Annotated in this window: 19 protein-coding genes; 6 read left to right on the top strand and 13 right to left on the bottom strand. The window is 66.6% G+C overall.

Annotated elements, in window-relative coordinates; all coding sequences use genetic code 11:
• Positions 1–8: 8 nt before the first annotated feature.
• Genes ubiB through ubiE form a run of 3 tightly spaced genes read right to left on the bottom strand, consistent with a single transcriptional unit; the run spans position 9 to position 2,988 of the window.
• Positions 9–1,604, bottom strand: coding sequence for a ubiquinone biosynthesis regulatory protein kinase UbiB (gene ubiB, locus PHLH3_RS27905; protein ID WP_213626767.1), 1,596 nt, complete (start codon positions 1,602–1,604; stop codon positions 9–11).
• On the bottom strand, positions 1,601–2,218 hold the full coding sequence (locus PHLH3_RS27900; RefSeq protein WP_173171136.1) for an SCP2 sterol-binding domain-containing protein: 618 nt from the start codon (positions 2,216–2,218) through the stop codon (positions 1,601–1,603). The genes ubiB and PHLH3_RS27900 overlap by 4 nt, the downstream gene beginning before the upstream one ends.
• Complete coding sequence (ubiE, locus tag PHLH3_RS27895) at positions 2,218–2,988, bottom strand: bifunctional demethylmenaquinone methyltransferase/2-methoxy-6-polyprenyl-1,4-benzoquinol methylase UbiE (RefSeq protein WP_111262836.1); 771 nt, start codon at positions 2,986–2,988, stop codon at positions 2,218–2,220. The genes PHLH3_RS27900 and ubiE overlap by 1 nt, the downstream gene beginning before the upstream one ends.
• Positions 2,989–3,130: 142 nt before the next feature.
• Here ubiE and PHLH3_RS27890 point away from each other — a divergent pair, with 142 nt between their 5' ends.
• The 3 genes from PHLH3_RS27890 (at position 3,131) to PHLH3_RS27880 (ending at position 4,951) form a co-directional block, all read left to right on the top strand.
• Complete coding sequence (locus PHLH3_RS27890) at positions 3,131–3,406, top strand: polyhydroxyalkanoic acid system family protein (protein ID WP_213626765.1); 276 nt, start codon at positions 3,131–3,133, stop codon at positions 3,404–3,406.
• A gap of 200 nt (positions 3,407–3,606) precedes the next feature.
• Positions 3,607–4,047: a phasin family protein gene (locus PHLH3_RS27885; protein ID WP_111262815.1), complete on the top strand. Its 441-nt coding sequence runs from the start codon at positions 3,607–3,609 to the stop codon at positions 4,045–4,047.
• 10 nt (positions 4,048–4,057) lie between these two features.
• A complete protein-coding gene (locus PHLH3_RS27880; protein WP_213626762.1) occupies positions 4,058–4,951 on the top strand; it encodes a phasin family protein in 894 nt (297 codons plus the stop codon).
• A 46-nt stretch (positions 4,952–4,997) separates the two neighbouring features.
• Here PHLH3_RS27880 and PHLH3_RS27875 read toward each other — a convergent pair whose 3' ends face one another.
• From PHLH3_RS27875 to PHLH3_RS27830, 10 genes are all read right to left on the bottom strand, one after another.
• Positions 4,998–5,612, bottom strand: coding sequence for a TetR/AcrR family transcriptional regulator (locus PHLH3_RS27875; RefSeq protein WP_213626760.1), 615 nt, complete (start codon positions 5,610–5,612; stop codon positions 4,998–5,000).
• A gap of 61 nt (positions 5,613–5,673) precedes the next feature.
• Positions 5,674–7,356 (bottom strand): class II poly(R)-hydroxyalkanoic acid synthase, encoded by a 1,683-nt coding sequence (phaC, locus tag PHLH3_RS27870; RefSeq protein WP_213626758.1) that lies wholly within the window; start codon positions 7,354–7,356, stop codon positions 5,674–5,676.
• A 184-nt stretch (positions 7,357–7,540) separates the two neighbouring features.
• Positions 7,541–8,398, bottom strand: a complete 858-nt coding sequence (phaZ, locus tag PHLH3_RS27865; RefSeq protein ID WP_021221356.1) for a poly(3-hydroxyalkanoate) depolymerase — start codon at positions 8,396–8,398, stop codon at positions 7,541–7,543.
• Positions 8,399–8,550: 152 nt separating this feature from the next.
• Complete coding sequence (gene phaC / locus PHLH3_RS27860) at positions 8,551–10,230, bottom strand: class II poly(R)-hydroxyalkanoic acid synthase (protein WP_213626756.1); 1,680 nt, start codon at positions 10,228–10,230, stop codon at positions 8,551–8,553.
• A 291-nt stretch (positions 10,231–10,521) separates the two neighbouring features.
• Positions 10,522–10,893 carry a DUF971 domain-containing protein gene (locus PHLH3_RS27855; protein ID WP_213626754.1) on the bottom strand — a complete coding sequence of 124 codons (372 nt, stop codon included), beginning with the start codon at positions 10,891–10,893 and terminating at the stop codon, positions 10,522–10,524.
• Positions 10,894–10,973: 80 nt separating this feature from the next.
• Entirely contained in the window at positions 10,974–12,290 is a 1,317-nt protein-coding gene (hslU, locus tag PHLH3_RS27850; RefSeq protein WP_213630709.1) for an HslU--HslV peptidase ATPase subunit, read from the bottom strand.
• A gap of 46 nt (positions 12,291–12,336) precedes the next feature.
• Entirely contained in the window at positions 12,337–12,867 is a 531-nt protein-coding gene (hslV, locus tag PHLH3_RS27845) for an ATP-dependent protease subunit HslV (protein WP_213626752.1), read from the bottom strand.
• Positions 12,868–12,963: 96 nt separating this feature from the next.
• Positions 12,964–13,662: an SPOR domain-containing protein gene (locus tag PHLH3_RS27840; RefSeq protein ID WP_213626750.1), complete on the bottom strand. Its 699-nt coding sequence runs from the start codon at positions 13,660–13,662 to the stop codon at positions 12,964–12,966.
• Positions 13,663–13,669: 7 nt separating this feature from the next.
• On the bottom strand, positions 13,670–15,409 hold the full coding sequence (gene argS / locus PHLH3_RS27835) for an arginine--tRNA ligase (protein ID WP_213626748.1): 1,740 nt from the start codon (positions 15,407–15,409) through the stop codon (positions 13,670–13,672).
• A gap of 146 nt (positions 15,410–15,555) precedes the next feature.
• Positions 15,556–17,775, bottom strand: coding sequence for a primosomal protein N' (locus PHLH3_RS27830; RefSeq protein ID WP_213626746.1), 2,220 nt, complete (start codon positions 17,773–17,775; stop codon positions 15,556–15,558).
• 162 nt (positions 17,776–17,937) lie between these two features.
• On the opposite strand from PHLH3_RS27830, the gene rpmE reads away from it, so the two are divergent.
• The 3 genes from rpmE (at position 17,938) to PHLH3_RS27815 (ending at position 21,171) form a co-directional block, all read left to right on the top strand.
• Positions 17,938–18,150, top strand: a complete 213-nt coding sequence (gene rpmE, locus PHLH3_RS27825) for a 50S ribosomal protein L31 (protein ID WP_111262825.1) — start codon at positions 17,938–17,940, stop codon at positions 18,148–18,150.
• Positions 18,151–18,348: 198 nt separating this feature from the next.
• Positions 18,349–19,803, top strand: a complete 1,455-nt coding sequence (locus PHLH3_RS27820) for a M48 family metalloprotease (protein ID WP_213626744.1) — start codon at positions 18,349–18,351, stop codon at positions 19,801–19,803.
• Positions 19,804–19,902: 99 nt separating this feature from the next.
• Positions 19,903–21,171 carry a malic enzyme-like NAD(P)-binding protein gene (locus PHLH3_RS27815; protein WP_173171162.1) on the top strand — a complete coding sequence of 423 codons (1,269 nt, stop codon included), beginning with the start codon at positions 19,903–19,905 and terminating at the stop codon, positions 21,169–21,171.
• Positions 21,172–21,248 lie beyond the last annotated feature (77 nt).

Genomic DNA, 21,248 nt, shown 5'->3' with positions numbered 1-21,248 from the left:
AGGCTTGGCTATCGGCGCAATACCAGATACAGACCACCGGCCAGCATCAGCCAGGCGGGCCAGGCCGCCGCATGCTGCTCCAGGCCGAGGGTGGCGGCGCCCACCAGCAGGGCGGCGCCGATCAGGCGCAGGGCCAGGCTGTCGCGGGGCCTGTGCCAGGGCGGCGGGGGATCGGCGGCATGGGGCTGGCTCATGCGCTCCAGCAGGTCGCGGGTCATGTTGGCCAGGTGCGGCACCTGCTCGACCTGGGATTGCAGGTTGTGCAGCAGGCTCCTGGGGCTGATGCGCTCGCGCATCCAGCGCTCCAGGTAGGGCTGGGCGGTGCTCCAGAGGTCGAGGTCCGGGTACAGCTGGCGACCGAGGCCTTCGATGTTGAGCAGGGTCTTCTGCAGCAGCACCAGTTGCGGCTGCACTTCCATGTTGAAGCGGCGCGCGGTCTGGAACAGGCGCAGCAGCAGCTGGCCGAAGGAGATGTCCTTGAGCGGCTTCTCGAAGATCGGCTCGCAGACGGTGCGGATGGCCGCCTCGAAATCGTTGACCCGGGTCTCGGCGGGCACCCAGCCGGAGTCGATGTGCAGCTGGGCGACGCGGCGGTAGTCACGCTTGAAGAAGGCGATGAGGTTGCGTGCCAGGTAGTCCTGGTCCTCTGGAGTGAGGCTGCCGATGATGCCGCAGTCGATGGCGATGTACTGCGGGTTCCAGGGCTGGCGGTTGCTGACGAAGATGTTGCCGGGGTGCATGTCGGCGTGGAAGAAGCTGTCGCGGAACACCTGGGTGAAGAAGATCTCCACACCGCGTTCGGCCAGCAGCTTGAGGTCGGTGCGCTGGTCGGCGAGGGTCGCCAGGTCGGTGACCGGGACGCCGTAGATGCGCTCCATCACCAGCACCTTGGGGCGGCACCAGTCCCAGTACACCTGGGGCACGTAGAGCAGCGGCGAGCCTTCGAAGTTGCGCCGCAGCTGGCTGGCGTTGGCCGCCTCGCGGAGCAGGTCGAGTTCGTCGTAGATGGTCTTCTCGTAGTCGCTGACCACTTCCACCGGGCGCAGGCGGCGGGCGTCGCTGGACAGGCGCTCGGCGACGCGGGCGAGGATGAACAGCCAGGCGAGGTCCTGGCGGATGACCGGCCGCAGGTTGGGGCGGATCACCTTGACCACGACTTCCTCGCCGCTTTTCAGCTGCGCGGCGTGGACCTGGGCCACCGAGGCGGAGGCCAGCGGGGCGACGTCGAAGCGCGCGAAGACCTCGCTGACGCGGGCGCCGAGCTGCTCCTCGATGCGTGCCACGGCCTGCGCGGGGTCGAAGGGCGGGACCTGGTCCTGCAGGCGTGCCAGCTCGTCGGCGATGTCCGGCGGCAGCAGGTCGCGGCGGGTGGACAGCAACTGGCCGAACTTGATGAAGATCGGGCCGAGGCCTTCCAGCGCCAGGCGCAGGCGCGCGCCGCGGGAGAGCTCCAGGCGCTTGCGCGGGAGCCAGCGCCAGGGCAGCAGGTAGCTCAGGGCGCGCAGCCACCAGGGCAGCGGCAGGTCGAAGACCAGGTCATCGAGGCGGTAGCGGATGACCACGCTCTGGATGCGCAGCAGACGGCGGACGGCGAGCAGCTTCATGCGTTGGGTTTGCTTTTCTGGGTCAGGCGCCCGATGCGGGCGTCGAGGCGGTCGAGGTCGACCTTGAGGCGGTCCAGTTCGGCGAAGCGGGCATCCGCCTCACGTTGGCCGACCAGTGTGCGCGACTCCTCCGCCAGGTAGTCGGCGAGGTTCAGGCGCAGGCTGTCGAGGCTCTGTGCGGTCCAGTCGACCCGGCTGCGGACGTGCGCGCCGAGCAGCTGGCTGGCGACCGGGCCGAGCCAGCGTGACAGTTCGTACTCCCAGTCCAGTTCGAGGTCCTGGAGGATGCCGGCGAGCTCCATGAGCGCGGCGCTGTCGCCGTCCAGCTCGACTTCCGGGCGGTGCAGGACGGCGGTCTTCTCGCGGCTGAGGGCCAGGCGCAGGAGGCTGGCGGCCGGCGCGCGCAGGCGGCAATCGGCCGGGGCGGCCCAGTTCGCGGCCAGTTGCAGGCCGTCGCCCCCGGGGAGGATGAACAGCTGCAGGGCGGGGGCCAGGCAGTCGATCTCGATCACCTTGCCTTCGAGGCGCGACAGGCGTGGCAACGCGGTGCCGTCGAGCCTGAGGACGCGGTTGATGCCGTGTTCGACGCCGGCGAGCAGGGCCTGGGTGAGCATCAGGGCTTGATGCCGCGGTGCAGGGCGACGATGCCGCCGGTCATGTTGTGGTAGGTGGCGCGTTCGAAGCCGGCCTCCACCATCATGGCCTTGAGGGTTTCCTGGTCGGGATGCATGCGGATCGACTCGGCCAGGTAGCGGTAGCTCTCGGAGTCGTTGGTGATCAGCTTGCCCATCAGCGGCAGGAGGCTGAAGGAGTAGGCGTCATAGGCCTTGGACAGCAGGCCGCTGGTGGGCTTGGAGAACTCCAGGACCAGCAGGCGGCCACCGGGCTTGAGCACGCGCAGCATGGAGCGCAGGGCGGCGTCCTTGTGGGTGACGTTGCGCAGGCCGAAGGCGATGGTGACGACATCGAAATGATTGTCGGGGAAGGGCAGCTGCTCGGCGTCGGCCTGGACGAAGCTGACGTTGCCGGCGACGCCGCTGTCCAGCAGCTTGTCGCGACCGACCTTGAGCATCGAGGCGTTGATGTCGGCCAGTACCACCTCGCCGGTCGGGCCGACCAGGCGCGAGAACTGGCGGGTGAGATCGCCCGTGCCGCCGGCGATGTCGAGCACGCGGTTGCCCGGACGCACGCCGGAGAGCTCGATGGTGAAGCGCTTCCACAGCCGATGGACGCCGCCGGACATCAGGTCGTTCATCAGGTCGTACTTGGCGGCCACGGAATGGAACACCTCGGCGACCTTGTCGGCCTTCTGGCTCTCGGGAACGCTCTGGTAGCCGAAGTGGGTGGTGGGTTCGGCATCGCTGCCTTTGCGCGGATCGTTCATGTCGCTGCCCCGGAAGAAATTGGCGGCCATTTTAGGCGCGGTTGCCCTGCTTTGTCTTGGCCCCGAGCGGTGCCGGTTCGCCAGGGCCCAGGGCCGGCCTGCTATAGTCGCGCGACCATAAGTCGCAGTCAGGAGTTGGCCCATGGCCCGCATCAATGTCGAACGTTCCCACAGCCTGGGTCGCACCGCTGTCAGGGCCAAGGCCGAGCAGCTCGCCGAGCGCCTCGCCCGCGAGTACGACGTGCGCTACCAGTGGCGTGGCGACACCCTGGAGTTCAAGCGCAGCGGTGCCGACGGGCAGATCGAGGTCAGCGACGACAAGGTCAACGTCGAGGTGAAGCTGGGCCTGTTGCTCTCGGCCATGAGCGGCAGCATCAAGCGCGAGATCGAGAAGGCGCTGGACGAGTACCTGGTCTGAGTGTTCCAGCGGCATCCCCGCTGCGTCGGGGATGCCGGTTCCGGCGGGGCTGCAACGGCTTCGCCATCACGGGCTCCACGCGGCGCCCCGGCCGACCGGACCCTACCCGCGGCTAGTATGCGGTTTCTAATTTTCCTCGCTAACGTGCACCCCAAGCCCTGAGAAAGGGCGAGTCCTCCATTATCCGAGTGAGGTGCACCATGGCCAAAGCAGCCGTCGTCAAGAAGAAAGTCGAAGCAAGCAAGACCACCGTCCTTTCCGATGTCCGTCTCTATGCCCGCAAGATCTGGCTGGCCGGCCTGGGTGCCTACGCCAAGGCCGGGCAGGAAGGCGCCGACTACCTGCGTGACCTGGTGAAGGCCGGCGAGGGTGTCGAGAAGCAGGGCCGCAAGGCCGTCGATGCGCGCGTCGAAGCCGCCAACAGCCAGATCGATTCGGTGAAGGGCAGCGTGAAGGGCTCGGTCACCGGCGTGAAGGAAAAGGTCGAAGTGCAGCTCGACAAGATCGAAAAGGCGTTCGACAACCGTGTCGCCGTCGCCCTCAATCGCCTGGGTATTCCCTCGCGACAGGACGTTGAGGCACTCTCTGCTAAGCTTGATGAGCTGAGCGCGTTGCTCGAGCACGTCGCGCGAACCAAATAAGGAGAGCAGGATGGCTGGTAAGAAAAAAACCACGAAAGAAACCAACTCCTGGATCGGCGAGATCGAGAAATACTCGCGCCAGATCTGGCTGGCTGGCTTGGGGGCCTACTCGAAGGTCAGCAACGACGGCACCAAGCTGTTCGATGCGCTGGTCAAGGACGGTGAGAAGGCTGAAAAACAGGCCAAGACCGAAGTCGACAAGCAGGTCGATGCGGTCAAGTCCCGCGTTGGTTCACGCGTCGGCTCCGCCAAGTCCAAGGTCGATGAGGTCAAGGACAAGGCGATCGGCAAGTGGAGCGAGCTGGAAGAGGCGTTCGACAAGCGCCTGAACAGTGCCATCTCCCGTCTCGGCGTGCCCAGCCGTAACGAAGTGAAGGACCTGAACAGCAAGGTCGACAGCCTGACCCGGCAGATCGAGAAGCTCACCGGCGTCTCCGCCAAGTCGGTCAAGCCTGCCGCCAAGGCAGCAGCGAAACCCGCCGCCAAGCCGGCTGCGAAGACCGCTGCGGCCAAACCGGCTGCCAAGCTTGCCGCCAAACCGGCAGCCAAGCCGGCCGCGAAGGCCGCTGCGAAGCCTGCAGCGAAGACCGCCGCCGCCAAACCGGCAGCCAAGGCCGCCGCCAAGCCTGCTGCGAAGCCGGCCGCGAAACCCGCTGCGAAGGCAGCAGCCAAACCTGCGGCGAAGCCGGCGGCGGCCAAGCCCGCAGCCGCTGCCAAGCCTGCGGCGAAGCCCGCTGCCAAACCTGCTGCGAAGAAGCCTGCGGTGAAGAAAGCCGCTGCGCCGAAACCGGCAGCCGCCAAGCCGGCGACCCCGGCCGCGACCCCGGCTCCGGCCGCTGCACCGAGCACCCCGGCCGCCACTCCGGCACCGGCCGCTCCGGCGAGCACGCCCAGCCAGTCCTGATCTCCAGGGACCACAGACGCCCGGCCTTGCGCCGGGCGTTTGCGTTTCAGGCCTCCAGGTAGCGCCGGGCCATGCGTTCGGCGGCCTGGCGTGATTCGTCCTGCAGGTGCGGGGCCACCAGCATCATGATCTGGTACACCACCAGGCGCACTTCTCCTTCGTTGCCGAGGATGCGTTGGTAGTCGAGCGAGAACAGCAGGGTGAGGGTGATCTGCTCCACCAACTGGCCGAGGGATTCGGTATCGCTGACCAGTCGTTCCCGCGCCTTGAGCCGTGCCAGCAGCGAGGCCAGGGTGCGCTTGAGGGCATTCAGCCAGTTGCGCATGCCACGGGCCAGCTTGGGCAGCCGCCCGGCGAGGTTGGACAGGTCCTGGAAGAGGAAGCGGTACTGTGCCAGGCGCTCGACGATCAGGTGCAGGAACAGCCAGTAGTCCTCGACGCCGAGCTCCACGTCCTCGGGTGGGTCGAGCAGGGGCGCGAGCTCATCCTGGAAGCGCTCCAGCAGCGCCATCACCAGGGGTTCCTTGCCGTGGAAGTGGTAGTAGAGGTTGCCCGGGCTGATGCCCAGTTCGGTGGCGATTTCAAGGGTGGTGACGTTGGGCTCGCCCTCGCGGTTGAACAGCATCAGGGCGCATTCGAGTATCCGGTCTCGGGTCTTCATCCAGTCTTCTTGTCGTCGTTGCATGCGGCCGGCCGGGTGCGCCCCGGCCAGCCGAACGTCTTCAGCGCACGTGCACGTAAGTGCCGGGTGCTGCCTCCATGGGTGGGTGGGCCTGGTTGCCGAGGGCGACCAGGGTCTCGCGCTGCTCCCCCGAGCGCGCCTGTATCCAGCTCAGCCATTCGGGCCACCAGCTGCCCTGGACGTTCTTCGCGTCGTAATACCAGGCACGGTGGTCGGAGCTGAGCTTGCCGTTCTCCAGGTAGTTGGCCTTGGGATTGCCCGGCGGGTTGAGGATGCTCTGGATGTGCCCGCTGTTGGACAGCAGGAAGCGGCTCTCGCCGCCGAGCAGGCGTGCCGAGCGGTAGACCGCGTCCCAGGGAGTGATGTGGTCGTTGATGCCGGCGACGCTGAAGCTGTCCACGGTCACCTTCTGCAGGTCGATCGGGGTGCCGCAGATTTCCAGCGCACCGCCGCGGGTGAGCGGGTTGTGCTTGAAGAAGTCCAGCAGGTCGCCATGCAGTGCGGCGGGCAGCCGGGTGTTGTCGTTGTTCCAGTAGAGGATGTCGAAGGCCGGTGGCTGGCGGCCCAGCAGGTAGTTGTTGACGAAGTAGTTCCACACCAGGTCGTTGGGGCGCATCCAGGCGAAGATCTTGGCCATGTCGCGGCCGTCCAGCACGCCGTGCTGGTAGGAGCGGCGCTTGGCCGCTTCCAGGGTCTGCTCGTCGGCGAAGAGTGCGGCGGGGCTGTCGACCTGGCTGTCCAGCAGGCTCACCAGGTAGCTGGCGCTGCTGACCTTGCGCAACTGGCGCTTGGCCTGGAGGTGGCCCTGCAGGGCGGCGATGGTCAGGCCCCCGGCGCAGGCCCCCATCAGGTTGACGTCCTTGCTGCCGGTGATGGAACGGGCCACGTCGACCGCCTGCTCCAGCGCTTGCACGTAAGTGGACAGGCCCCATTCGCGGTGGCGGGCATCGGGGTTGCGCCAGCTGACCATGAACACCTGCAGGCCGTTCTTCAGCGCGTACTGGACGAAGCTCTTCTCCGGCGAGAGGTCGAATATGTAGAACTTGTTGATCTGCGGGGGGACGATCAGCAGGGGCTTGAGGTACTGCTTCTCGCTCATCGGCTTGTACTGGATCAGCTCCAGCAGCTCGTTGCGGTAGATCACCGAGCCGGAGGTGGTGGCCAGGTTGCGCCCGATCTCGAAGGCGTGCTTGCTGACCTGGCTGGGCATCGCGTTGTTGTTCAGCAGGTCGTCGAACAGGTGGCGCACGCCGTTGATCAGGCTCAAGCCGCCGGTGTTGAACAGCTCCTTGACCGCCAGGGGATTGAGCAGGCTGTTGGACGGCGCCATGGCGTCGCTGACCAGTGCCAGGACGAAGCGCGCGCGGGCGCGGTCGTCATCGCTGAGGTCACTGTCCTCGACCCAGGCGTAGAGCTGTTTCTGCCAGGCCAGGTAGGCCTGCAGGCCGCGACGGTAGAACGGGTTGTGGCTCCAGGAGGGATCGGCGAAGCGCGCGTCCTGGGGATTGGGCTTGTGCGGGGTGTCGCCCATCAGCACGCGACCGAGCTGGCCACCGAAGGCGAGTACGTGCCGGGCGCTGTGCACGGGGTGCTTAACCCCCTGCAGGGCAAGGGTGCGGACGGTGGAGGCCAGGTCCTTGCCTCGCAAGCCGACGATCGCGCTCTGCGCGTTCATGTAGTTAGCGGGGACCGGCAAGGCACCCGACACCTGTTTCTCTCGCATGGGGGCAACACTCCGTAATCAATCCGTCGTCAAGGAGGGTTAGGCAAGGCTCGTACCACTGAGCGCAATAGGTGCATTCCAGACTACTGCGCTGGAAATTCAAGTTCGTTACAACGGGCTCCTGCAAGGGCCAACGCGGTGCCGCCGCCCCAACATGGAGCGGAGCCACCGGTGTACGCGGGCTTCAAGGGTTGCGCAGTTGCATGGGCTGCGGATGGATGACCGCGCGCTGACGCTCCTGGGCGAGGAACTTCATGATGATCGGCGCCACCGTCTCCGCCCGGGTCACGAGGAACAGGTGGCCGTCGTCGATGACATGGAGTTCCGAGTTGGGGATGCGCCAGGCGAGCATGCGCATGTTCACCAGCGGGATGATCGGGTCGTCGTCGCCGGCCAGGACCAGGGTTGGTTGGCGGATGCGATGCAGCCAGTGGATGCTGGTCCAGCCGAGGCCGGCGAACAGCTGCCAGTAGTAGCCGAGCTTGCCCGAGGAGCGCACCTTGCTGGCGTGGGCCATGGCCAGGGTCGGGTCGCGGCGGAAGGCGCCGCCGTAGATGTCCGGGGCGATGTGCACGCCGTAGGACGGCTGGATGTAGCGTCGCGGGCTGGCCATGCGCCAGAGCACCTTGGGCTTGCCGGGCACCATGATCGCGCCGGCCGAGGTTGCGGCGAGGATCAGCTTCTTGCAGCGCTCGGGGTAGTCGTGGGCGAACTGCTGCGCCAGGGCGCCGCCCCAGGACACGCCGATGGCGTTGACCTGGCCGTAGTTCAGGTAGTCGAGCATGCGTGCGGCGAGCTTGGCCAGGCCGGGGAAGCGATAGGGCTTGCTCGGGGTCGACGAGCCACCCACACCGGGGACGTCGAAGGCGATCACCTCCTGGTCCGGGTCCAGCGCCTGGACGAAGGGGAACACCAGCTCGAGGTTGGCACCGATGCCGTTGAAGATCAGCAGCGGCGTCAGGTGGTCCTTGCCTGGCCTGACGGCGGTGCGGATGGTCTGGCCATCGAGGTCGATGGTGCGGAAGACGAAAGGTTGCGGCATGCGCTGGCCCCTATGGATTGAAACGACGGGAGGCACCCGCGAGGGGCCTCCCTGTAGCGCCAGGCCAAGCCTGGTTCAGGCCGCCGCCGGTCTTGGCGGTGGGCCAGGTCGGCACGTCCGGGTGCCAGGGCAGCAATGCGCGAGCCGCGCGATCAACGTTCGTGGACATAGGTCCCGGGCGATGCCTCGCCGGCCGGGTACGCCTTGTTGCCGAGGGTGAAGCTGGCCTTCTTGGTCTTGCCCGAGCGCTCCGCCAGCCAGGTCTGCCAGTACAGCCACCAGGAGTCGGCGTGCTTGGTGGCGTTCTCCTGCCATTCCTTCGGGTCCGCCGGCATTTCGCTGTTGGTCGAGAAGCGCGCCTTGGGGTTGCCCGGGGGGTTGAGGATGCTCTGGATGTGCCCGCTGTTGGACAGCACGAACTCGCATTTGCCGCCCAGCAGGCGGGCGGAGCGGTAGCAGGCTTCCCAGGGGGTGATGTGGTCGGTGGTGCCGGCTACGCAGAAGAAGTCGCAGGTGACCTTCTTCAGGTCGATCGGGGTGCCACAGACCTCCAGTGCATCGGGGCGGGTCAGCGGGTTGGTCTTGAACATCTCCACCAACTCGCCGTGGAAGGCGGCGGGCAGGCGCGTGGTGTCGTTGTTCCAGTAGAGGATGTCGAACACCGGCGGCTCGTTGCCGAGCAGGTAGTTGTTCACCCAGTAGTTCCAGATCAGGTCGTTGGGGCGCATCCAGGCGAAGACCTTGGCCATGTCCTTGCCTTCGAGCACGCCGGACTGGTACGAGCGGCGCTTGGCGGCTTCCAAGGTGGTTTCGTCGGCGAACAGCGCGACCTGGGTGTCGAGGTTGAAGTCGAGCACGCTGACCAGTTGGGTGAAGGCGTGCACCTTGTGCTCGCCGATCGCCTGGTAATGGCCCAGGAGGGCGACGGTGGTGATGCCGCCGGAGCAGGCACCGAGCATGTTGAGGTCCTTGGCGCCGGTGATCTTCAGCACCACCTCGATGGTTTCCTTGAGCGCTTCGATGTAGGTCGACAGGCCCCACTCGCGCTGGGCCTTGGTCGGGTTGCGCCAGCTGACGATGAAGGTCTGGATGCCGTTGCGCAGGTTGAAGCGCGCCAGGCTCTTCTCCTGGGACAGGTCGAAGACGTAGAACTTGTTGATCTGCGGTGGCACCACCAGCAGCGGGCGCTCATGCACCTGCTCGGTGATGGGCTTGTACTGGATCAGTTCCAGCACGTCGTTGCGGAACACCACCGCCCCTTCGGTGGTGGCGAGGTTCTTGCCGACCTCGAAGGCGTCCATGTTCACCTGGCTGGGCATGCCGCCGTTGTTCACCAGGTCCTTGGCCAGGTGCGAGAGGCCGTCGAGCAGGCTCTTGCCGCCGGTCTCGAAGAAGCGCTTCACCGCCGCCGGGTTGGCCATGGTGTTGGTGGGGGCCATGGCTTCGGTCATCAGGTTGATCACGAAGTGGCCGCGGCTGGTGTCGGATGCGGACAGGTCGCTGTGCTCGATCCACTGGTGCAGTTCCTTGCGCCAGGCGAGGTAGGTCTGCAGGTAGCGCTTGTAGAGGGGGTTCTGGCTCCAGGCCGGGTCAGCGAAGCGACGGTCGTCGGCTTCGGGTTGCAAGGCGGAGGAGCCGAGCAGGACGTTCTTCAGCTCGACCCCGAAATGGGCGACGTGCTTGGCACTGTGGAAGGGCTGCTTGATGGCCTGCAGCATGACCATGCGCGCGGAGGTCAGCAGATCCTTGCCGCGGATGCCGATCACCGGGTTCAGGCCCAGGGTGTTCTCCGAGGCTTGTCGCTGCAGGTCTTCATTGTTCTTGTTGCTCATCTACGACGCTCCATTGTCCAGAGGCGGATACCGGGTGACTGCTGTACGGGACAGTTAAGCGTGCCTGGTACTGCTCGGGTTACCGGGGGTGCGAAGAGAACTTCGCCGATTTCTATGAACCTGTGGTTGCCAAATGCATGGAACCTGCCAGTTCTTGGTTACCCGAGTTTGTGGATTTGCGCAAGCTGGCCCGGGGACGGGCGCGCGCGGAGGGAGTATGTCGCGGGGTTCTAGAAAATGCGCTCTAACCTTGTGCGGCCTGGCCAGAAGGGGGCTGGCCGGTGCACCGGATCAGAGCATCAGGCGGACGACGCTTTCGTCGGGATCGCGTGAGCGGCCGGCGGCTGCAAGCTGCTCCAGGTAGTCCTTCCAGAGTTCGTCCTGGCGGGTGGCGAGCTCGAAGAGGTAATCCCAGGTGAAGAGGCCGCTGTCGTGGCCATCGTCGAAGACCAGTTTCAGGGCATAGTTGCCCGCCGGTTCGACACCGGTGAGCGCGACCCGCGACTTGCCGTACTGCAGGATCGGCTTGCCGTGGCCCTGCACCTCGGCCGACGGCGAATGCACCCGCAGGAATTCGGCTGGCAGGCTGTAGCGCGTATCGCCATAGCCCAGCACCAGGGTGCGGGAGGCTTTGTGCAATTCGATCGAGGTGGGGAGGCGCATAGCGATAGCTCCAAGCGGCAAGCTTCAAGCTGCAAGAGGCGTGGTGCTTGCCGCTTGCAGCTTGGGGCTTGAGGCTGCGGTCAGAGAATATACCGCGACAGGTCTTCGTCCTTCGCCAGCTCGCCGAGGTGGCTGTTGACGTAGGCGGCGTCGATCAGGATCGGTTTCTCGTCGTGCTGGGCGGCCAGGTCGCCGGCGCTGAAGGAGACTTCCTCCAGTAGGCGCTCCAGCAGCGTGTGCAGGCGGCGGGCACCGATGTTCTCGGTCTTCTCGTTGACCTGCCAGGCGATCTCGGCCAGGCGCTTGATGCCTTCGGGCGCGAACTCGATGTTCAGGCCTTCGGTCTTCAGCAGCGCGCTGTACTGCTCGGTCAGCGAGGCATGCGGCTCGGTGAGGATGCGCTCGAAGTCCTCCGGCGAGAGTGCCTTGAGCTCCACGCGGATCGGCAGGCGGCCCTGCAGTTCGGGCACCAGGTCGCTGGGCTTGGACAGGTGGAAGGCGCCGGAGGCGATGAACAGGATGTGGTCGGTCTTGACCATGCCCAGCTTGGTGTTGACGGTGCAGCCTTCGATCAGCGGCAGCAGGTCGCGCTGCACGCCCTCGCGGGAGACATCGGCGCCGCCGACGTTGCCGCGCTTGGCGACCTTGTCGATCTCGTCGATGAAGACGATGCCGTTCTGCTCCACCGCTTCCAGGGCACGGGCCTTGAGTTCCTCTTCGTTGACCAGGCGCGCGGCTTCCTCGTCACGCACCAGTTTCAGCGCTTCCTTGACCTTGAGCTTGCGGCTCTTGCGCTTGCCCTTGCCCATGTTGGAGAAGAGATTCTGCAGCTGGCTGGTCATCTCCTCCATGCCGGGCGGGGCCATGATCTCGACGCCGGCGGGGCTTTCGGCCACTTCGATGTCGATCTCCTTGTCGTCCAGCTGGCCTTCGCGCAGGCGCTTGCGGAACAGCTGCCGGGTGTTGGAGTCCTCGCGCTGCGGCTCGTCGCCGAAGCCGTTGCGGGCCGGCGGCAGCAGGGCGTCGAGGATGCGGTCCTCGGCGGCGTCCTCGGCGCGGAAGCGCACCTTGTGCATCTCCTGCTCGCGCATCATCTTCACGGCGGCGTCGGCCAGGTCGCGGATGATCGATTCGACGTCTCGGCCCACATAACCCACCTCGGTGAACTTGGTGGCCTCGACCTTGAGGAAGGGCGCGTTGGCCAGCTTGGCCAGGCGGCGGGCGATCTCGGTCTTGCCGACGCCGGTCGGGCCGATCATCAGGATGTTCTTCGGCGTCACCTCGGCGCGCAGCTCGACCGGCAGTTGCATGCGCCGCCAGCGGTTGCGCAGGGCGATGGCCACGGCGCGCTTGGCGTCGTCCTGGCCGATGATGTGGCGGTTGAGTTCGTGGACGATCTCGCGGGGGTCATGGACATGTACGGAAACTCCGGTCTGGACGGCCTCACTCGGCGGCGTCCAGCTCCTCGACGGTGAGGTTCTGGTTGGTGAACACGCAGATCGAGCCGGCGATGTTCAGGGCGGTCTCGGTGATCTCGCGAGCGGACAGGTCGGTGCGCTGCAGCAGCGCGGTGGCCGCGGCCTGGGCGAAGCCGCCGCCGGAGCCCATGGCGATCAGGCCGTGCTCGGGTTCGACCACGTCGCCGTTGCCGGTGATGATCAGCGAGGCGTCCTTGTTGGCCACGGCGAGCATGGCCTCCAGGCGGCTGAGGGAGCGGTCTGTGCGCCAGTCCTTGGCCAGCTCGACGGCGGCGCGGACGAGGTGGCCCTGGTGTTTCTCCAACTGGCCTTCGAAACGTTCGAACAGGGTGAAGGCATCTGCGGTGGCACCGGCGAAGCCGGCAAGGACCTGGCCGTGGTAGAGGCGACGCACCTTCTTGGCATTGCCTTTCATCACGGTGTTGCCGAGGGAAACCTGGCCGTCGCCGCCCATGACGACTTTGCCGTTGCGGCGGACTGAAACGATGGTGGTCAAGGGGGAAGTCTCCACGCAGCGGGGCGAATTGCCCGAATGGAAACCCAGATGGGGGAGGCGACGCGGCTTTTCAACCGCGCGCCTGCGAATAGCCGATCAGCGTACCTGCCGCTGTTGCAACAGGAGATTACCGAAGCCGCTGCCGGCCAACTGTTTCTGTGCCCCGGCCAGTTGCTCGCGGGTGGCGAAGGGGCCGACAAGCACGCGGTACCAGGTTTCCTCGCGCACGGTGCCGGATTCCACCTGGACATTCTGGCCCAGCAGGATGATCTGCGCGCGCACGCGGTCGGCGTCGTCCTTCTTGCGGAAGGAGCCGGCCTGCAGGAAGAACTGGGTCACCGGCGCCTTGGCCACGGTGGGCGGGGGAGGCGGCGTCTGGCCAGCGAGGGCGGCCTCGGCGCGGGCGGCGTCGATCTTCGCCGCTTCCTCGGGCGTCACCGGCTGGGTGGGCGGCGTCGGCGGCGTGTCCTTGGGCAGGGCGTCCGGCGGCACGATGACCTCGGACTCCGGCAGTAGCGTGTAGAAGTCGTACTTGGGCTTGGCCGGTTCCGGTGTCGCCTGGGTTTGCGGCTGGCCACCCGTTTGCGGGCGCGGCGTCGGCTTGCCGTTCGCCGCCTGCTGCTCGGGCTTGGTGCGGCGGATATCGTCGCGGCCGGGCTCGAGCTTCATCAGCATGACCACGAAGCCGCCGATGACCAGGCCGATGGCCAGCCAGACCCAGCCGGGCACCGGCTTCTTCGCCGGTGCCTGGTAGCGGCTGGCTCCGCGTTTGGGGGCTGCTTTCTTCTTCGCCATGGGTCCGTTACATGCGTTCCAGGGTGTTCAGGCCGAGGAGTTCCAGGCCTTGCTTGAGGGTGCGACCGGTGAGGGCGGCGAGGCGCAGGCGGCTCTGCTGGGTGGCTTCGTCCTCGGCGGCGAGGATCGGGCAGTTCTCGTAGAAGCTGGAGAACAGGCCGGCCAGGTCGTAGAGGTAGGTGCAGAGGATGTGCGGCACGCCCTTGGCGGCGACGTTGTTGAGGATGTCGGCGAACTGCGCCAGCTTGGCGGCCAGGGCCTGCTCCTGCTCGGCGGCGAGGACGATCTGCCCGCCGATCTCGTCGACGCCCTTGCCCAGCTTGCGGAACACGCTGGCGGTGCGGGTGTAGGCGTAGAGCAGGTAGGGCGCGGTGTTGCCTTCGAAGCTCAGCATCTGCTCGAAGTTGAAGCTGTAGTCGCTGGTGCGGTGCTTGGAGAGGTCGGCGTACTTGACGGCGCCGATGCCGACGGCGCGGGCGATCTGACGCAGTTCGGCCTCGTCCAGCTCTGGATTCTTCTCCTTGACCAGGGCGTAGGCGCGCTCTTCGGCCTCGTTGAGCAGGTCGATCAGCTTGATGGTGCCGCCGTCGCGGGTCTTGAAGGGCTTGCCGTCGGCGCCGTTCATGGTGCCGAAGCCCATGTGCTCCATCTCGAACTCGGGGCGCACGAAGCCGGCGAGGCGCGCGGCGGCGAAGACCATCTGGAAGTGCAGGGCCTGGCGCTGGTCGACGAAGTAGAGGGCGCGGTCGGCCTTGAGCACGCCGCTGCGGTAGCGGGTGGCGGCGAGGTCGGTGGTGGCGTAGAGGTAGCCACCGCCGGCCTTCTGCACGATCAGCGGCAGCGGGTCGCCCTCGGCGTTCTTGAACTCGTCCATGAACACGCACAGCGCGCCGTCGCTTTCGGTGAGCAGGCCCTTGGCGCGCAGGTCGGCGACCACGTTGGGCAGGTCGTCGTTGTAGGCGCTCTCGCCCTTGACGTCGGCCATGGTCAGTTTCACGCCCAGGCGGTCGTAGACGGCCTGGCAGTGGCTGAGGGAGATGTCGTTGAAGCGGTTCCACAGGCGCAGGCATTCGGCATCGCCGGCCTGCAGCTTGACCACCAGTTCTCGGGCGCGGTCGGCGAACTCGCTGGATTCGTCGAAGCGCTTCTTGGCGGCACGGTAGAAGCCTTCCAGGTCGGCCAGCTCGGCGTCGCTGCCCACCGGCTGCTCCTGCATGTAGGCCAGCAGCATGCCGAACTGGGTGCCCCAGTCGCCCACGTGGTTCTGGCGGATCACCTCGTCGCCGAGGAACTCCAGCACGCGGGCCACGCCGTCGCCGATGATGGTGGAGCGCAGGTGGCCGACGTGCATCTCCTTGGCCAGGTTGGGGGCGGAGAGGTCGACCACCACGCGCTGGGCCGGGCCGGCCTTGCGCACGTTCAGCCGGGCGTCGGCCAGGGCGGCGTCGAGGCGCTGGGCCAGGGCCTGGGTGTTCTGGAAGAAGTTGAGGAAGCCGGGGCCGGCGATCTCCACCTTGCTCACCTGGTTGTCCTGGGGCAGGGCGGCGATCAGCTTCTCGGCCAGGTCGCGCGGCTTCAGGCCGGCCGGCTTGGCCAGCATCATGGCGATGTTGCTGGCGAAGTCGCCGTGGGTCTTGTCCTTGGTGTTCTCCACCTGGATGGTGGGAGCCAGGCCTTCGGGCAGCACGCCTTCGCTGGCGAGACGGGTCAGGGCTTGCTGGATCAGCTGGCGAATGGTGTCTTTCATGTTCTGCTCTCGGCCGGTGTGCGGCGGCGCCTGGGCGCTGGTTGAAAACTGGGCATTATCGGCGGGCTGAGCCCGCAGCTTCAAGCGCCAAGCGCCAGGCCGCGTGCCGGAACCCCCTGGTGGAGGCCCTGGCGCGCGACCCGCCGCTAGAAAAGGTCGATCGGGTCGATATCCAGCGACCAGCGCACGGTGCGCCCGCCGGGCAACTGCTCCAGGGCCAGGCTCCAGGGCGTCAGCAGGCGGTGCAGGCTCGCGCGGGCGTTGGCCTGGATCAGCAATTGCGCGCGGTGCTTGCCGGCGCGGCGCTCCATGGGGGCAGGCACCGGGCCGAGCAACTCGATGCCGGACAGACCCTGTTCTGCGAGCAAATGTTCCGCTTCGGCGCAGGCGGCATCGAGAAATTCCTCGGCCTGCCCGGGCTTGTGCGCCTCGGCACGCAGCAGCGCCAGGTGGGCGAAGGGCGGCAGGCCGGCCGCGCGGCGCTCGGAGAGGGCCTGCTCGGCGAAGGCGAAGTAGCCCTCTTCGGTGAGCTGCACCAGCAGCGGGTGGTCGGCGAGGTGGGTCTGGATGATCACCCGGCCCGGCTCTTCCGCCCGGCCGGCGCGGCCCGCCACCTGCACGATGAGCTGGGCCATGCGCTCGCTGGCCCGGAAGTCGGCGGAGAACAAGCCTCCGTCCGCATCGAGGATCGCGACCAGGGTGACGCGGGGGAAGTGGTGCCCCTTGGCGAGCATCTGGGTGCCCACGAGGATGCAGGGTTCACCCTTGTTGATGGTGGCGAAGAGCTTGTTCATGGCGTCCTTGCGCGCGGTGCTGTCGCGATCGATGCGCAGCACGGGGACGTCCGGGAAGAGAATGTTCAGGCGCTCTTCCGCGCGCTCGGTGCCGGCGCCGACGGGGCGCAGGTCGACCTTGGCGCAGTCCGGGCAGGCGCGGGGCTGGCGCTGGGCGTGGCCGCAATGGTGGCAGCGCAGTTCGCCGGAGCGCTGGTGCAGGGTCATGCGCGCGTCGCAGCGCGGGCACTGGCTGATCCAGCCGCAGTCGTGGCACAGCAGGGTCGGGGCGAAGCCGCGGCGATTGAGGAACACCAGCACCTGCTGGCCGGCCTTGAGGGTCTGCTCGATGGCCTGTTGCAGCGGCCCGGAAATGCCGGAGTCGAGCGGGCGGCTCTTGATGTCCAGGCGCAGGAAGCGCGGCTGGCGGGCACCGCCGGCGCGCTGGGTCAGGCGCAGCAGGCCATAGCGGCCGGCGTGGGCGTTCTGCAGGCTTTCCAGCGACGGCGTGGCGGAGCCGAGGAGGATGGGGATGTTCTCCTGCCGCGCCCGCACCAGGGCCAGGTCGCGGGCGTGGTAGCGCAGGCCCTCCTGCTGCTTGTAGGAGGCGTCGTGTTCCTCGTCGATGATGATCAGGCCGGGGTTCTTCATCGGCGTGAACAGCGCGGAACGCGTGCCGATGATGATGTCGGCCTCGCCGTCGCGGGCGGCGAGCCAGGCGTCCAGGCGCTCGCGGTCGTTGACGGCGGAGTGCAGCAGGGCGATGCGGGCGTTGAAGCGCCGGGAGAAGCGTTCGAGCGTCTGCGGGCCGAGGTTGATCTCCGGGATCAGAACCAGGGCCTGCTTGCCGGCGGCGAGGGTTTCGCGGATCAGCTGCAGGTAGACCTCGGTCTTGCCGCTGCCGGTGACGCCGGCCAGGAGGAAGGCATTGAACTGGCCGAAGGTCGAGAACACGGCGTCGTAGGCGGCGCGCTGCTCGGCGTTGAGCGGCAGCTCGGCCTGCGCCAGCCAGTGCTCGTGGCGCGGCGCGGCCGTTCCACGGCGGGTCTCGATGTAGACCAGGCCCTTTTCCAGCAGCAGGTCGAGACTGTCCTTGTTCAGCTGCAACTGGCTGAGCAACTGGTGGGCGACGCCATGGGGGTGCTGGGCGAGGGTGGTCAGCGCCTGGCGCTGGCGCGGCGCGCGGGCCAGGCGCGGATCGTCGGCGCGAGCCCCTTCGCTTGCGTGCCAGAAACGCTCCTGGCGGGCTTCGGCGGGCTCGCCCTGGCGCAGCAGCACGGGCAGCGCCCAGCTGAGAGTGTCGCCGAGGCTGTGCTGGTAGTACTGGGCGGTCCACAGGCAGAGCTTGAACAGCTCGGCGGGCAGGGGGGGCTTCTGGTCGAGCAGCTCCAGGGCGGGGCGCAGCTTGTCGTCCGGCACCTCGCTGTGCTCGGCCACTTCCACCAGTACGCCGATCACCTCGCGGCGGCCGAAGGGCACGCGCAGGCGCACGCCGGGCTGCAGTTGCCTGGCCGGGACGCCGGCGGGCGCGCGGTAGTCGAACAGGCGGCGCAGGGGCGAGGGCAGGGCAAGGCGCAGGATGGCGTTGGGCACGGGGGTCTCCGATCGGGCGGGGCGATCCTAGCACGGCCACACGTCGCCGGGCTCGGCGGCCGGCTTGCGTGATGGCGCGGCTCTGGTATGATCCTGCGCCTGTTTCCGTGCGGTGCTCGACATAGGGTCGGGTGGCGGCACGCCAGACCTGAGGATCAAGCCATGAAACCGGAAATCCATCCCGAATACGTAGCGATCGAAGCTACCTGCAGCTGCGGTAACGTCATCAAGACCCGCTCCACCCTGGCCAAGAACATCAGCCTCGACGTTTGCTCCGAGTGCCACCCGTTCTACACCGGCAAGCAGAAGGTCCTGGACACCGGCGGCCGTATCGATCGCTTCAAGCAGCGTTTCGGTGTATTCGGCGCCAAGTAAGCGACCGAGTGACCGGGGAGGCTTCGACGAAGCCCTTCCAGCTGTACAGAGAAAGGCGCCCAATGGGCGCCTTTTTCGTTTCTGGCGTTCAGTCCTGGCGCGTCCGGGATGGCGATTGACCGGCTAGCCGGGGCGGCGTAAAAAGCCGCATAGCCCCGCAGGACGCAGTGGTTGCGCGAGCGGTCGCCGAGGTGATCCATGCCCGCTTTGCCGATTCTGCTGTCATGCCTGCTGCTGTCCCTGCTCACCGGCTGTGCCGTCAACCCGGCTACCGGGGAGCGCAATTTCGTGATGATGAGCGAACGCCAGGAGCTCGACCTCGGCAGCCGCTACAACCAGCAGATCCAGAAGGAATTCCCCCGCTACGCCGATGATCGGCTGCAAGCCTATGTGCAACGGGTGGGCGAGCGCGTGGCGCGGCACAGCCATCGTGCCAAACTCAATTACATCTTCACGGTGGTCGATTCGCCGGACATCAACGCCTTCGCCCTGCCGGGTGGCTACATCTATATACATCGCGGCCTGATGGCCTACCTGAACTCAGAAGCGGAGCTGGCAGCCGTGCTGGCACACGAGGTGGGGCACGTCACGGCTCGGCACAGCGTGCAGCAGCAGAGCCAGTCGCAGGCCTGGAACATACTCGGGCAGGCGGTCGCCATCGGTACCGGCGTCAGTGCGGCGGGCGACCTGACCAATGTGCTGGGTGGCGCGATGGTTCGGGGCTATGGCCGCGACATGGAGCTGCAGGCCGACGGACTCGGCGCACAGTACCTAGCCCGCAGTGGCTATGACCCCCAGGCGATGATCGAGGTGGTCAAGGTGCTGAAGAACCAGGAGGCATTCGCGCGCGACGAAGCGAAGCGCAAGGGGCAGGAGGTGCCCGAGGCGGGCAGCTATCACGGCGTCTTCGATACCCACCCGGACAACGACACGCGCCTGCAGCAGGTGGTCGGGCCGGCACGCGCCCTGGCCAGCGGGCAGCAGGAGGTCAATCGCGAGGCTTACCTGAAGGCCATCGACGGCATGCCCTTCGGTGATTCGGCCGATACGGGTATCCGCCGCGGGCAGCAGTTCTTCCACGTCGGGCTGGACTTCACCCTGCGTTACCCCGACGGCTGGGAGCTGGTGAACCGCCCCGAAGTGCTGATCGGCCATCCTCGTGATGAGCAGGCCTTCATCGCCATGCAGCTGGCGGAGCGCACACCGGGGCTGACGCCCTCCGAGTTGCTGCATCAGCGCGCCGGACGCCAGCGCCTGGTTATGGAGGAGACCTTCAGCCAGGACGGCATCATCGGTGTGACGGCGGTGGTCCCCGGCGATTCCGCCCGACGTGTGGCTGTCGTCTTCAAAGGGGATCAGGCGTATCTGTTTATCGCCGGCATGAAGGGCAGGGCATCCCTGGAAACCGAAGATGCCCGGTTCCTTTCCGTCATTCACAGCTTCCGTGCCCTCAAGCCCGAGGAGAGGGCCCTGGCGCAGCCGCCGAGGTTGCATCTGGTCCAGGTGAAGGCTGCGGAAACCGTAGCCGGCATCGTTCGCGCCAGTGGGGCGGCGGGGGATCAGGCGGAGCTGGAAAATCGTATCCGATTGATCAATAATTTGTATCCAATCGGCGAGCCCAAGGCCGGGGATTGGCTTAAAGTCGTACGTTAGAGGGCTTGACGTGGCGTGACTGAACAGTCTTGTAGGCCCCCGGTATCTTGCGTATCCTCGCCCGTCCGTCTGTCACAACAGTAAAAGCGGAATGCCAAAATGTCTGATCTGAAAACTGCCGCTCTCGAGTACCACGCCCAGCCCCGTCCCGGGAAACTCAGCGTCGAGCTGACCAAGCCGACCGCCACCGCCCGCGACCTGTCGCTGGCCTACAGCCCGGGTGTGGCCGAGCCCGTCCGCGAGATCGCCCGCGATCCGGAGCTGGCCTTCAAGTACACCGGCAAGGGCAACCTGGTGGCAGTGATCTCCGATGGCACCGCGATTCTCGGCCTCGGCAACCTCGGCCCGCTGGCCTCCAAGCCGGTCATGGAGGGCAAGGGCGTGCTGTTCAAGCGCTTCGCTGGTGTCGACGTGTTCGACATCGAGGTCGACGCCGAGAGCCCCCAGGCCTTCATCGATACCGTCAAGCGCATCTCCATCACCTTCGGTGGCATCAACCTTGAAGACATCAAGGCGCCCGAGTGCTTCGAGATCGAGCGCACCCTGATCGAACAGTGCGACATCCCGGTTTTCCACGATGACCAGCACGGCACCGCCATCGTGACCGCTGCCGGCATGCTCAACGCCCTGGAAATCGCCGGCAAGAGCCTGCCGGAAGCCAAGATCGTCTGCCTGGGCGCCGGCGCTGCGGCCATCTCCTGCATGAAGCTGCTGGTGAGCATGGGTGCGAAGGTCGAGAACATCTTCATGATCGACCGCAAGGGCGTCATCCATGCTGGTCGCGATGATCTGAACCAGTACAAGGCGGTCTTCGCCCACGAAACCTCCAAGCGCACCCTGTCGGATGCACTGGATGGCGCGGACGTGTTCGTCGGCCTGTCGGGCGCCAACCTGCTGAGCGCCGAAGACCTGAAGCGCATGGCGCCGAACCCGATCGTCTTCGCCTGCTCCAACCCGGACCCGGAAATCCAGCCGGAACTGGCACACGCGACCCGCAATGACGTGATCATGGCCACCGGCCGCTCGGACTATCCGAACCAGGTCAACAACGTGCTGGGCTTCCCCTTCATCTTCCGTGGTGCCCTGGACGTTCGCGCGACCCGCATCAACGAAGAGATGAAGATCGCCGCCGCCCTGGCCCTTCGCGACCTGGCCAAGGAGCCGGTGCCCAAGGATGTATGCGATGCATATGGCGTCGCGTCCCTCGAGTTCGGCCGTGAGTACATCATTCCGAAGCCCATGGACAAGCGCCTGATCACCGTGGTTTCCGATGCCGTGGCCAAGGCCGCCATCGAGTCCGGTGTCGCGACGCTGCCCTACCCGAAACACTATCCGCTGAAGTCGGTGGAAGACGTGTTCAACGGCTGATCGGCCTGGTCGATGAAGAACCCGCCTCACGGCGGGTTTTTTATTGGGCGCGATTTCCTTCGGGCAACAAAAAGCCC

It is taken from the genome of Pseudomonas sp. Pc102 (assembly GCF_018408275.1).
GTDB lineage: Bacteria > Pseudomonadota > Gammaproteobacteria > Pseudomonadales > Pseudomonadaceae > Metapseudomonas > Metapseudomonas tohonis.
This window is presented reverse-complemented; position numbering and strand designations above follow the sequence as displayed.